Raw genomic sequence first — 12,385 nt, forward strand, 5'->3', positions numbered from 1 at the left:
ATTCGGATTTAGTCCATAACAATAAATTTTTATTATAGTAACATCTGGTTAATGATTTCTTAACATAGGTGATACATCTTTGCATTCTGAAATTAAGGGATTAAAGAAAGAATGATAAAAAGAAAAATAATTGCAGTTTTATTACTGTTGACTTGGGCATCTAATGCACAAGATTTGAACAAGCAAGAAGTAAAAAACGAAGTAATTCGTATTTTAGACTCTATCAATAAAGCGAAACTGCCAGATACTAAGTCAGGAGTCAGCGGTGAGGAACATTGGTACGACAGAATTTCTTTAAGAGGTTATGCGCAAATTAGATACAATGGATTGTTCTCTACAAACGACAAAGTTTCCTGCGAGCAATGTGATAAATCTTGGGGAACAACTTCTACAGCTCCAGACGCAAAATCAAACAACGGACTTTTTATTCGTCGTGCTCGTTTAGTGTTTTCAGGACAGGTTCATCCTAATGTGTTTTTCTATTTTCAACCCGATTTTGCAAGTTCTCCAAGTACTGGAATTCAGAATTTTGTGCAAATTCGTGATTTGTATTTCGATCTTTCTTTTGATAAGAAAAAAGAATATCGTGTACGTGTTGGACAAAGTAAAATCCCATACGGTTTCGAAAATATGCAGTCAAGTTCACAGCGTTTAGCTTTAGATCGTAACGATGCTATGAATAGTGCGATCTTGAATGAGCGTGATTTAGGCTTGTTTTTTTATTGGGCACCTGCTGAAATTAGAAAACGTTTTGAAATGCTTGTAAAAGACGGATTTAAAGGATCTGGCGATTATGGGGTTTTTGCTTTTGGAGTTTACAATGGGCAAATTGCAAATAAACTAGACGGTAACAGAGACTTAAATGTTGTAGCAAGGGTTACTTATCCGTTTGTTATCGGAAGTCAAATTATAGAACCAGGAATTCAGGCTTACACAGGTAAATGGGCTTTTACTGGCGAAATTTCTCCGGGAGTAAAAGTTAACGATCCACAATATGTAAAAGACCAAAGAGTAGGTGCGACTTTTGTTTTGTATCCAAGACCTTTCGGGATTCAGGCAGAATATAATGTCGGTACAGGACCTCGTTACAATACCTTAACCAATACTGTTGATGAAACAGATTTAAATGGAGGTTATGTATTGATGAGCTATAAACTCGATTTTAAAAAACAACATCTTTACCCTTTCGCAAAATTTCAATATTATGACGGAGGTAAAAAATATGAAAAAGACGCTAGAAGTTACGTTGTAAGAGATTACGAAATCGGTATAGAATGGCAGCCAATTAAAGCACTAGAATTAACTGCCGAATATGTAATTGCCGACAGAACTTTTGAAGACAGCGCACTTCCAATAAACAGACAACAAGGAAATTTACTGCGATTGCAAGCACAGTTCAATTTCTAAAAATTAGTCCTCAAAAACTGTAAATAGCGAATCCCAGTCTATTTCTTCATTAAATTGAGACAAACCCTTAAACGACTTTACTTTTGATAAATCATCAATCGTAAAGTCGTCTTGCATTGCATAAGGTACAAGATTTTCTTCCTGAAGTTTTACCGCCAGATATTCCTGTTCGTATTGTCCCGGAGTTGGAATAAAAAAAGCTTTTTTGCCCAATTTAGCCAAGTCCATAACAGTTGTATAACCAGAACGACATAAAACAAAATCACTTTCATTAAAAGTCTGTTCTAATTGTTTAGAATTCATGAAATTGTAATAAGTAACATTTCCAGCCTGCCATTTAGTTTGCGTTTTCTCTACAATTCCTTGCACAAAAACCACTTTCCCTTTATAGTCAGCTATTTCTTTTTGCAGTTTTTCGTCAAGATAAGTACGCTGAGGTTCCGGACCTGATAAAATAATCATCAAATCGTATATTTTAGGCGTTTCCTTTTTACGCATTCTGCTCAACGGACCAATATACTTCAGATTCAAATCATTGCTTTTAAGATGACCTAAATCGCCGGTAAGATTTGTTTTTTCATTGGAATCTGGAACCCAGCACTGCGAATATTTTTTTATAAAATACTGATGACATTTACTAGTAAACCAAGTAGTGTTTCCAGTCATCACATTCAACTGATGCGTCATAAAAACAGATGGTACTTTTTTACTAAAAACCCCCAATCTATTATCAGAAATTATTCCGTCAATACCATGTTTTTTAATCCAGCCGTTCACCATTTTTTTCTCATCTAAAATAGCAGCAATCATCTTCGGAAGATTTTTAATCAACTTCCATTTAAAGTTTTTACCATTTTTAGCATATTCAATGTGGTAAGAAGGCAGTTCCAGTGTTTGTATATATGGAAATTCTTTGCGCAGCAAAGCCAGCGCAACACCATCAGAAGCAATAATAGGAATAAAATTGTTTTCTTGAAGCGCCTTAATAATTGGGATGCATCTTGTGGCGTGGCCAAGTCCCCAGTTTAATGGAGCAACTAAAATTGTTTTGTTAGCAGAATAGTCAATGCTCATAGTTTAACGCTTTTTGCAAACGAAGATAAAGAAATATGTTTTTTATGCTATTTCGCACATATTACTAAATTATTAACACAATATTTTATTTAAGATTCTAAGGTGCTGAGGTACTAAGGTTCTAAGGTTTCTTTTTAGTAAATAAAAAAGCCGAACTTACGTTCGGCTTCAAAGTCTTTTATTTTAGAATCTTAGTACCTCAGTACCTTTTCTTAATCCTGAATATAGGTTTTATTACCATTTTTGTTGATATAGTATTTACCGCCTCTTGGTCCTGTATATACTTTTTTACCATTGTATTCACCAGTAACCTTATCAGCTACTTTTGGTGCTTTTTCATTCGTTTCTTTTAAAGTTTTTGTCGCAGTCTTTTTAGTTGCAGTTGCATCTTTACTCGCTGTTTTAGCTGCGGCATCAGCTTTCGAAGTTGTTTTCTTTACGTCAGCTTTTGTACTTTCAGCTTTTGCTGTTGTTTTTTTAGCAGCGCTTGCTGTTTCCTTTTTTGCTTTTGCTGTTTCTTTGTCTGCTGTTTTTTTAGCAGCGTCAGCAGTTTCTTTTTTCGCTTTAGCGGTTTCCTTATCTGCAGTGCTTTTCGTTTTTGCAGCCTTATCAGCTGTTTTCTTTGCGTCTGCTGTAGTTTTATCAGCTTTAGCCTTAGTTTTCTTAGCAGTCGATTCGGTTTTACTTTTAGCCGCTTTAGTTACAGTTTCCTGAGCGTAAAAATTAGTAGATAAAACTACTATAAAACAGAGCAATAATAATTTTTTCATAAGATTTTAGTTTAAATAGTATTATAAAATTAAGCAATTAATTCTTATGTTTTTTGTTAACCGCTAAAAATATGCTCGAAGCTGAACGTTGCCTGTATGCACAGTAGATCCAGCCTCACTTTTACGTCCTTGATAGTTTAAATTTACATCTAAAAACTGTGTAATATTCTTTTGCAGCAGCAGTTTCCAAACCAAATTTTGTCCCGCTTGTAAACCTTCAAGCATTTGAAATCCTACTGATGAAAATTCATTCCCCGTAAATTTATTTTCATAAAAAGAAAATTCACCATTTAAAGTTACTTTTTTCTCTCCCGCAAAAGAAAACGAAGTTCCCAAACGGTTTTGCATCAATGTTTCAAAATTGCCAATCTGATTTTCCTTGTTTTGAAATTCATAGAAAAAATCTAAACTGGTATTTTTCGAAAACAAATAACTGATTTTTGGCGCAAGCTGATAGCCTTTTAAATCATAGTTTTTTTCGACAAAATCTGCAGAGATCAGATTAGTGCTGATTGTTTTTGTAAACAAATTAAATAACCAGCTTTTTTGATACAAATGCGTGTATTGTAGTTGATGTGAATTGTTTTTGACATTTTGTGAGCCAATTGAAAGTAAACTTTTTCCGTTATTGATAAGATACGAATAAGTAACAGAATGTTTCTGTTTGCCTCGATTATAGAATAAACTGTTTCTAAAACTCGAATTCAAACCCAGAATATTTTCATCTGAAGAATAAAAAGGATTCAACTCCAGCTCACCTTCACTTTTTACTTTTCGATCCATAATAAAGGAAGTCTGGTTGTAGAAATAGGATATGATTTTCTTTAACCCTTTTTCATTTTGCCATTGCAGCGGATTCAGTACAACAGATTGTGAAAATTTATTTTGATTGGTTTTGATGTAAACTCGATTCGGTAAAAAGATTCGGATAAACTTTGCTTGATCAGGAAAAGCCGCAATTTCAAATTCTTCCAGTTCCTGAATACCATTACCATTATAATCATTCCAAGTATAAACACCTTGTCCTGCAGGAACTTCAATATAGGTAAATTCTTGTTGAGCGATGGTTCCAGAACTCGTTTCGTAAGCGCTGCTTATTTGCATAAATTGGTTGAAGAATCGATCATTATAAAGAATCCTAGAGTTTAAAGAAGGTTCGTTTTTTCGATTAGAATCTTTAAAATCAAGATTTCTATAACTTGCATAAACGGCTAAATCAGTTTTTTTATTCTGAATTAGTTTTGACTTTAAATAATAAGTCTGCGAGTTATTTACATGCTGTAAAAGTCCGTTTTGTAAACTGTCATTTCTTCGTTGTAAATATCCTAGTTCTATAAAAACCTTTGTGCTGTCGCCGCGCCCAACAAAAGCACCATATTCAGAAAATCGCTGGCTTATCGCCGAGAATTGATTGGTAACTTTATCTTTTTCCTGATTGTCTTCAAGCTGCATGCTTCCTCCAATCCAGTTTTTGCCAAAATGATATTTAGTTCTCGTTTGATTTCTAATAAACTTTGAAGTCGATGTCGCTGCATCACTATTTAAAAAACTGCCTTGATTCTCGATTGTCCAATTTTTAAGTTTGAATAAAGCAGTCGCAGTATGACGAGCTCCCGAATAACTTTCTGTAAAATCCAATTTCTCAAATTGATAAGTAAATAACCCGATATTAGAAGTCTCCTTTTTTGCAAACAAATCAAAGTTTAAACCCGTAACCAGTAAACTTTGATTTCCTAAAAGTGTTGTGTTTAAGTTCCAATCCCTGTTAAATTCGATATTGTACAAGCGCTCTACAGATCTAAAATTCTTTTGAACAAATTGATAATCAGCAAAACCATCTAAAGTCCAATTTCTTGTAAAAAGACGTTTTTTGATATTCGTTTTAAAAGCAATGCCTTCGTTATCAGAATCATCAATTGGAGAAAATAAATTTTTGTCGTTATTACTCATTGCAATTTCAAAATCTACCACTGTTTTTTCGTCAGGATTATACTTTCCTAGAAAAGTCGCCACCTGAATTTTTATTGGTGCAACTAACTGTACAATTGGTTCGTAGTTTCCTTGCGGAGTGCCATTTATTGGTGTAACATATTCATAAATTCGTTCAACAGAAGTATTATTTTGAATGATGTAATTTCCGAGATTATTGCCCACAAGACTAAATTTTACGTTGTACAAAACATCCGCTGGATTTTTTGAGTACTCATAATATTCTACAGAATTGACACTGTTTTTTTTGTACAATATTTTATTTTCAGCATAAGCATCTTCATACGCCGATGGTGCTTTCATTAAATTTTGATTATCGCCCGCCTGCGCCAAAACCTGTACTTGTTCTGTAGAAAGATTTTGCTGTAACGGCTGGTTTTTCATGTCATTTTCGGAGTATAAATAACCGCCAAAACTCCAGCTTTTGTTTTCATGCGTTGCGCCTGCGTAAGTCACTAACCGATTGTAATTGCGTTCAGAATATTGATATTCTACATTGATACGCATCTCTGAAGTTATCGTAAAAAGAGAAGTAAATACAATTTCGCCCGCATTATAATCAATTACGTAATCGTTGTTTTCTCCTCTTTTAAGCAAAACACCATTTACGTAAACACGCTCAGAACCTGAAATTACCAAAACATACAATTCGCCATTTTGTCCCTTAAGTTTATAAGGTCCTTGATTTCCTTCCTGACCTGTAAAAGTACTTTTCGCATATTGGCCTTTTACAAACGAAACCGAAGCAAAAACATTAGTTTTACTTTTTTCGGTATCAAAATCAAAACTGGCCGAAAGTCCTTGAACTTTTTTGTTAAAACTCAAGAATTGTGTTTTCCGATTTTCCAGAAAAACATCACCCGCCCGAATGTTCCAATCATCAGTAAAAAGTTCCATGAAAATATTGTCAAACTGATCTAGTTTTTGAGAATAACCGCCATCTTGAAGCGGAATATTATTGTCTTGCAGTGAAGCGCGCAAACTAACTTTATCGGATATTTTTCCAGTAATTTGTAAATCCAGATTAGAGTTTAAAACAGTATTTTGATTGTTTCCAATTGTTACACCTCGAGTAATACTTCCAGAAGTATTTAAGCCGTCAAAAGGAGTGACTTTTTTAGTGTTGGAATCGTCAATTTTGTATAATTTCTCAGTGCCAATATCGTTGCTCACCACTTGACTGTCTTTGTAGAAGCCGTATTCTTTTGTTAAGAAATCAGGATAATTAAGATAATTAACAATTAAAGTATCCGAAACCGAAGTGAATTTTTCATTTAAAAGCAATGTTCCTTTTTGAAAATCAATTTTATAAAAAGTAGAATCAATGGGCTGATTTTTGGTGTTTAAAAGCTCAAAAAAACTGGAGTTTATACTAAAAGGTTCCAGATGAATTGTGTCTTTTACAACAACGACTTTTTTTGTTTTGTACAGTGATTCAGTTTCCTGCGCCTGAAGCCCAGAATACCAAAACAGTATCACAAAAAACAGTAATTTTTTCAACATAAACACTTTAACTCTCAAAAATCAAAAGTAGTATTTATAATCGGGAATTATCGCCTTGAATATTGCAGTTTGTTACAGATTAATTGAGGTATTGTCCTAAGGTAATAAGAACAGCCATTATGACTAATAATACAAAAACAGAATTTGGATTTGCAAAATTTGTCGTCCAGCCAAACGCTTTAATTTTCTTTGGAGGAAAGATTCTTTTGTCTTTCGGATTGTAATAAAAAATTCCCCAAATCCAATTGTCAGGATCTTTGATCCATCTTTCTTTGGTTTCTTCAGAAGGCTCGTTTTCGTTTTCCATGATTTTGGAATATTTAATCTTGTTTGTTTTTTCCTTTCAGATTTATAAAAATAGTTAAATATTTTCAACTATCTGAATAATCGCATTCCTATTAAAATTAAAAAAGAAGGAAACCGAAATCATTTTTTTTTAGCTTTGTCAGGATAAACAAATTTGAATAATGGATACTGGTAAAGAACTTTTATTTTTTTTTAGTGCATTGGGAGCTTTCAACGGAATTATTTTGAGCCTTTATTTTTTCTTTTTTACTAAGAAAAAATATTTGACAAATTACTTCTTAGGAATGCTTTTGTTTGCATTAAGCGTAAGAATAGCAAAGTCAGTATTTGTTTATTTTCATCCAGAACTGCCAAAATTGTATTTGCAGTTTGGACTTACTGCTTGTTTTTTTATTGGTCCGTGTTTGTATTATTTTCTGAAATCTGCAGTTGATGAAGTTACTATTTTGCCCAAATCCTGGAAATTGACACTTCTGTTCTGGGGAATTTTAATTGCAGCCGTTGGAATCCTATATCCATATGAAATGTATCCAGAACTTTGGGGTATTTACTTTATCAGAATTATTTATTTTCAATGGTTCGTTTATATTCTTTGTTCTGCTTTTACAGTTAGAAACATTTTAAAGAAAATTATCAGGAGAAAAGAAAAAACAACTCCAGCCGAAATATGGTTTGGAATGCTTTTTCTTGCGAATTTTTTATTGTTTCTCTTTTATTTTTTAGCAATTATGGGAGCGAGAGCAGCGGTTTATATTGGCGGAGCAGTTGTTTTTTCTTTTATTTTGTACTTGATAATTTCTATTCTTCTGTATCGAAAAAGAACAGATGATTTATTCTTATTGTATGAACAAAAATCTTCAGGAAAGAAAATTGAGGAACCGGAAGCAGCCCTTTTATTTGACAAACTTCAGAATAAAATGATTGAGCAAAGTTTGTATAAAAATGCAAATTTGTCTTTGCAGGATTTATCAAAGGAATTAAATATAACACCACATCAATTATCTCAGTTTTTGAATAATAATCTGGGAAAGAATTTTACAAGTTATGTAAATGAATTCAGAGTGAATGAAGCTTGTAAAATAATAAAGTCAAATGATAAATTAACTTTAGAATCTGTAGGTTATGATGTAGGTTTTAACTCGAAATCGACGTTTTTTTCTGCCTTTAAAAAGCATACCGGAACAACACCTTTAAATTATCAACTTCAAGCTTTACACCCTTAGAATATGAGTATAGGCAAAGAAATATTATTCTTTTTTGGTGCGTTGGGCGCTTTCAACGGGTTTATTCTAAGTCTGTATTTTTTGTTTTTCACTAAGAAAAAACACCTTACCAATCTATTTCTAGGAGCTGCATTATTGGCCTTAAGCACTCGTATCACCGTTACGGTTTTTGTGTATTTTAATAACAATCTTGCCAAAACCTATCTTCAAATCGGACTTTCGGCATGTTTGCTAATTGGACCATTTTTATATTATTCACTTAAATCAGCAATTCAAGGAAATAATACAGTTCCAATAAAATGGAAATGGCATTTGGGAATTTGGATTTTGAGTATTCTCATAATTGGTTTTCTGTTTCCTTATCAAAATTATCCCGTTTTATGGAATGATTATTTAGTTGCCTTTATTTTCTTTCAATGGTTTTTGTATCTCGCAGTTTCGGGTTTTGAAAATAGAACGATGATTCAAAAACTATTTCAGAATTACAGTAATTCAACCCCGTCAGAAAAATGGTTTGGCATGGTGCTTTTAGGAAATACTTTGATATTTATAAGTTACTATTTAGGATTTATCGGCGTTTCTTTCGTTTCTTGTATTACTGGAGCATTTGCCTTTACCTTCATTTTATATTTGATTGTTCTCATTCTTTTGTATAGAAAAAAAGTAGACGATTTGTTTGTGTTCAACATTCAAAAAGATAAAAAAATGAATGATGAAGAAGCCATGAATTTATTTCAGAAGCTCGAAAAAAACATGAACGAGAAAGGATTGTATAAAAATCCTAATTTGAGTCTAAAAGATGTATCCGAAGAAATAAATATATCAAGCCATCAATTGTCCCAATTTTTAAATAATAATTTGGGAAAGAATTTTACCAGTTATATAAATGAATTCAGAATAGATAATGCTTGTAGAATTATTGCATCAAATGATAAACTGACTTTAGAATCTGTTGGTTATGATGTTGGATTTAATTCGAAATCGACATTCTTCGCAGCCTTTAAAAAACATACTGGAACAACACCATTAAATTATCAAATTCAAGCTTTACAGACTTAACAGAAGTGTTGATTTATAAATTCGTACTCCTGATTTCTCATTCGATTACCTCGTTTCGCGGTTTAGAGCTGACTTTTGTCTCTGCAAAAAGTCAAATCTTAATCGTTAAATTTTATGAGGTTCTTAATTCTGGTTTTCGTTTACCTATATTCTTTTCTTTTTAATAGTGTTTTTTTAAAAGCACAGTCTATTCAAAAAATTTCCGGAAAAGTCGTCAATCGAAATAACGAATTGATGATGGGAACTGCCGTTGTTTTGTCTGTTCGTGATTCTTTAATTTTAAAACAGCAGGATTTTTTAGATGGCGTTTTTCAATTATCGGATATCAATCAAAAAGAAGTGATTTTAAAATTGACTTCGGCAGAATTTGCAGATAAACATTTGAACATAAACTATTCAAATGCCGTAAATATTGATTTGAGCTCGATTATAGTTTTAGAAAGCAACAATGAGTTAAACGAAGTAGTAGTAAAAAGTCAGCCGTCATTACTTAAATACGGCGCAAACGGAACAATCGATGTTAATGTAACAGGAACAGTTCTCGCAACGAGCAGCTCTGTAAATGAATTGTTAGGCCGAGTTCCAAATATTGTGGTTGCCGAAGGACAAATAAGCGTTCTCGGTAAAGGTGAAGCCATTATTTATCTCAACGGAATTTTGATAAATTATGAACGTTTTGCTGCGATTCCAGTTTCACAGATTGCAAAAATTGAAGTGATTTCAAATCCATCATCAAAGTACGATGCCGAGGGAAAAGCCGTTATCAATATTATTACAAAACAAAATATCGAAAATGGTATAATGGGAACGGCAAGCCAGCATGTTACCGTTTCTAAATTTGCAGGAACAAGCACCAATACACTTGTAGATTTTAATTATACCAAAGGCAAATTTTCTTTTATAACCAATTACGGGTTGCAATTAGGCAAAGGTCGGGAATTGCTGTTTACGACTAGAACGCGTCCAAATCCCGACATTTATATGAAGTCTGTTTTAACAACCGATTGGCAGAGACAATTTAATAATTACTCAAATTTCGGAGCTGGAATTCAGTATACTTTTTCGACAAATAGTTATATATCGTTAGCTTACAGCGGTAATATCGAAGACTTAGGCGGAGCCGTAAAAAGCAGGAATTCAATCACGAATAATTCAGGTAATAGTTTTTATGCTACAGATATTGCCAAAAATGATGTTTTGTTGAATCAGTTTATTAATTTGAATTATAATCTGATAACAGACTCAAAAGGTTCGTCTTTGTTTATAGGAACGCAATATTCGAATTACAACGGAACGGTAAGAGATTTTATTGAAGAAAATAGTGTAGTTGATGAAACTGATGGAAAAAGATTTTTAAAAAATGATGTTGGAAACACCATTAATATTGCGATGGCACAAGCTGATTATTCGAAAAAAATCAGTGATAAAACCAAACTTGAACTTGGAGTCAAATTTAGTTATGCCGCTATAAAATCTGGAACTGATTTTTTTATTGCTAATTCGAATGATTTTGAATTGGATGATACTCTTTCGAGTGATTTTACATACAATGAAAAAATTACAGCTGCTTATTTTAATTTTGGAAGTATGCTGGGCGAAAAAGTTAATTTTTCTATTGGAACAAGAGTTGAAAGAACAAGTTATGATTTGTATACAAATGCAAACGGAGTTCAGGAATTTGGTAAAAATTATCAGAACTTTTTTCCAAACTTACTTTTCAATTTTAATTTATCAGAAGATTGGAAAGGGCATTTTTCATATGTTTCAAGAATTACGAGACCAAGATATCAAGCTTTAAACCCGTATGTTATTTACCAAGATCCATTTACGACAATAGAAGGAAATCCAAATTTGCTTCCTGAAAAGGTACATGCTTTTGAAATAGGAGCGATGTACAAAAAATTTGATTTTAAAATAGGATATACGTATAAAATTGACCCAATTTCAGGAGCCGCTTTGCAAGGTGATACTCCAAATAGTTATATTTTAAGATCCTTAAACATTGAAAAAGAGCATACCTTTTTTACGTCACTTTCGAGATCTTTCAATTTGAAATGGTGGAGTTCTACTAATACTGTGAGCATGAATTTAAGCAAATCAGTCGATAATTTCTATGAATATGCTTTAGGCCCGGTTAAACCTCAAATTTATTTGTATTCAAATAATACTTTTACGATTCCTGATCTTTTCAAAATTCAATTATTAGCTTGGTATTTGGGAGACAAAAGTTACGGATTGCGAAGTGAAAACCCGCGCTCAACCGTTACACTGGGTATAGAAAGAAACTTTTTTAAAGAGGCGCTAAGACTAAATTTTACAGCAAATGATATCTTTCATAAGTTTATGGTTTCCGGTGATTATGAAGTAGGGAAAACTCAAATTTATTATCATAGAACGTACACCACAAATTATTTTAAACTAATTGCGACCTATAGTTTCGGGAACTCCAAAAAAACAACTTATAAGAAAACTGAAATTGAGCAGACAGAGAATAATAGAGCGAGGTAGCATTTACTTGACATGCCTTGTAGTGTATTTTTTATACCTCCAAATTATATTCTCCATTGTTATAATCCTGTATTATTTTCGAAGCATTTTCTAAATCTTCTTCTCGAATGTTTAGAATTGCGGGAGCATTACCTCCAGCAGAGACAGACCACGGCTGAATACTTGACATATATTCGTTAGCCGTAGAAACGAAAATAGCATTATTCTCCAATAAATTTTTAATATTCATTGCTTCAATATAAGAGCCTCTAAAAATTTCTACCATGATAATTTACTTTTTATAATATGTTTGTTTCTTGTACAACATGTATTATTCACTATTTTTTATTAGTCGGATTTTTTTGTTGTGTTTGAAAATTGTCAAAAAAACTACTGCCATTATTGCTGCGCCGTAGAGTTCTGGTTCATATCGAGCATCAATTATTTTTTGAATGGAAAATCGTTCTCCTTTAAAGAAAAATATCCAAAACATTCCTAATAGAACTGTAGGACTATAAAGATACTTGTCGAAAAAAGCAACTGCTTTTTGAATTTTTAATTTCATTA

The 12,385-nt window shown here is 32.6% G+C and carries 10 protein-coding genes; 4 read left to right on the forward strand and 6 right to left on the reverse strand.

Features of this window, described 5'->3' with window-relative positions:
* The first annotated feature begins 111 nt into the window (after positions 1 to 111).
* On the forward strand, positions 112 to 1,407 hold the full coding sequence (locus tag B0A81_RS13025) for a porin (RefSeq protein ID WP_089058440.1): 1,296 nt from the start codon (positions 112 to 114) through the stop codon (positions 1,405 to 1,407).
* Positions 1,408 to 1,410: 3 nt separating this feature from the next.
* Here B0A81_RS13025 and B0A81_RS13030 read toward each other — a convergent pair whose 3' ends face one another.
* The 4 genes from B0A81_RS13030 to B0A81_RS13045 form a co-directional block, all read right to left on the reverse strand.
* Complete coding sequence (locus B0A81_RS13030) at positions 1,411 to 2,481, reverse strand: glycosyltransferase (protein WP_089058441.1); 1,071 nt, start codon at positions 2,479 to 2,481, stop codon at positions 1,411 to 1,413.
* Between the two features lie 212 nt (positions 2,482 to 2,693).
* Positions 2,694 to 3,251 (reverse strand): hypothetical protein, encoded by a 558-nt coding sequence (locus tag B0A81_RS13035; protein ID WP_089058442.1) that lies wholly within the window; start codon positions 3,249 to 3,251, stop codon positions 2,694 to 2,696.
* 63 nt (positions 3,252 to 3,314) lie between these two features.
* Positions 3,315 to 6,743 carry a hypothetical protein gene (locus tag B0A81_RS13040; protein ID WP_089058443.1) on the reverse strand — a complete coding sequence of 1,143 codons (3,429 nt, stop codon included), beginning with the start codon at positions 6,741 to 6,743 and terminating at the stop codon, positions 3,315 to 3,317.
* Between the two features lie 79 nt (positions 6,744 to 6,822).
* Positions 6,823 to 7,050 carry a DUF5808 domain-containing protein gene (locus B0A81_RS13045; protein WP_089058444.1) on the reverse strand — a complete coding sequence of 76 codons (228 nt, stop codon included), beginning with the start codon at positions 7,048 to 7,050 and terminating at the stop codon, positions 6,823 to 6,825.
* A gap of 160 nt (positions 7,051 to 7,210) precedes the next feature.
* Between B0A81_RS13045 and B0A81_RS13050 the strand changes: the two genes are divergently transcribed.
* The 3 genes from B0A81_RS13050 (at position 7,211) to B0A81_RS13060 (ending at position 11,839) form a co-directional block, all read left to right on the forward strand.
* Positions 7,211 to 8,272, forward strand: coding sequence for a helix-turn-helix domain-containing protein (locus B0A81_RS13050; RefSeq protein WP_089058445.1), 1,062 nt, complete (start codon positions 7,211 to 7,213; stop codon positions 8,270 to 8,272).
* Between the two features lie 3 nt (positions 8,273 to 8,275).
* On the forward strand, positions 8,276 to 9,331 hold the full coding sequence (locus tag B0A81_RS13055; protein WP_089058446.1) for a helix-turn-helix domain-containing protein: 1,056 nt from the start codon (positions 8,276 to 8,278) through the stop codon (positions 9,329 to 9,331).
* 114 nt (positions 9,332 to 9,445) lie between these two features.
* Positions 9,446 to 11,839, forward strand: a complete 2,394-nt coding sequence (locus B0A81_RS13060; protein ID WP_244281419.1) for a TonB-dependent receptor domain-containing protein — start codon at positions 9,446 to 9,448, stop codon at positions 11,837 to 11,839.
* A 31-nt stretch (positions 11,840 to 11,870) separates the two neighbouring features.
* Here B0A81_RS13060 and B0A81_RS13065 read toward each other — a convergent pair whose 3' ends face one another.
* Together B0A81_RS13065 and B0A81_RS13070 are read right to left on the reverse strand one after the other, a co-directional pair.
* A complete protein-coding gene (locus B0A81_RS13065) occupies positions 11,871 to 12,104 on the reverse strand; it encodes a putative signal transducing protein (RefSeq protein WP_089058447.1) in 234 nt (77 codons plus the stop codon).
* A 45-nt stretch (positions 12,105 to 12,149) separates the two neighbouring features.
* The gene (locus B0A81_RS13070; protein ID WP_089058448.1) at positions 12,150 to 12,383 is read right to left on the reverse strand and encodes a hypothetical protein; all 234 of its coding nucleotides are present in this window, start codon (positions 12,381 to 12,383) and stop codon (positions 12,150 to 12,152) included.
* Positions 12,384 to 12,385: the final 2 nt, after the last annotated feature.

It is taken from the genome of Flavobacterium plurextorum, from assembly GCF_002217395.1.
In the GTDB taxonomy this organism is placed as follows: domain Bacteria; phylum Bacteroidota; class Bacteroidia; order Flavobacteriales; family Flavobacteriaceae; genus Flavobacterium; species Flavobacterium plurextorum.

Excerpts from the sequence above, each read along its gene's own strand:
- B0A81_RS13055 (WP_089058446.1), top strand. The coding sequence starts at position 8,276 with ATGAGTATAGGCAAAGAAATATTATTCTTTTTTGGTGCGTTGGGCGCT.
- B0A81_RS13070 (WP_089058448.1), bottom strand. The coding sequence starts at position 12,383 with ATGAAATTAAAAATTCAAAAAGCAGTTGCTTTTTTCGACAAGTATCTT.
- B0A81_RS13030 (WP_089058441.1), bottom strand. The coding sequence starts at position 2,481 with ATGAGCATTGACTATTCTGCTAACAAAACAATTTTAGTTGCTCCATTA.
- B0A81_RS13050 (WP_089058445.1), top strand. The coding sequence starts at position 7,211 with ATGGATACTGGTAAAGAACTTTTATTTTTTTTTAGTGCATTGGGAGCT.
- B0A81_RS13045 (WP_089058444.1), bottom strand. The coding sequence starts at position 7,050 with ATGGAAAACGAAAACGAGCCTTCTGAAGAAACCAAAGAAAGATGGATC.
- B0A81_RS13035 (WP_089058442.1), bottom strand. The coding sequence starts at position 3,251 with ATGAAAAAATTATTATTGCTCTGTTTTATAGTAGTTTTATCTACTAAT.
- B0A81_RS13025 (WP_089058440.1), top strand. The coding sequence starts at position 112 with ATGATAAAAAGAAAAATAATTGCAGTTTTATTACTGTTGACTTGGGCA.
- B0A81_RS13060 (WP_244281419.1), top strand. The coding sequence starts at position 9,446 with ATGAGGTTCTTAATTCTGGTTTTCGTTTACCTATATTCTTTTCTTTTT.
- B0A81_RS13040 (WP_089058443.1), bottom strand. The coding sequence starts at position 6,743 with ATGTTGAAAAAATTACTGTTTTTTGTGATACTGTTTTGGTATTCTGGG.
- B0A81_RS13065 (WP_089058447.1), bottom strand. The coding sequence starts at position 12,104 with ATGGTAGAAATTTTTAGAGGCTCTTATATTGAAGCAATGAATATTAAA.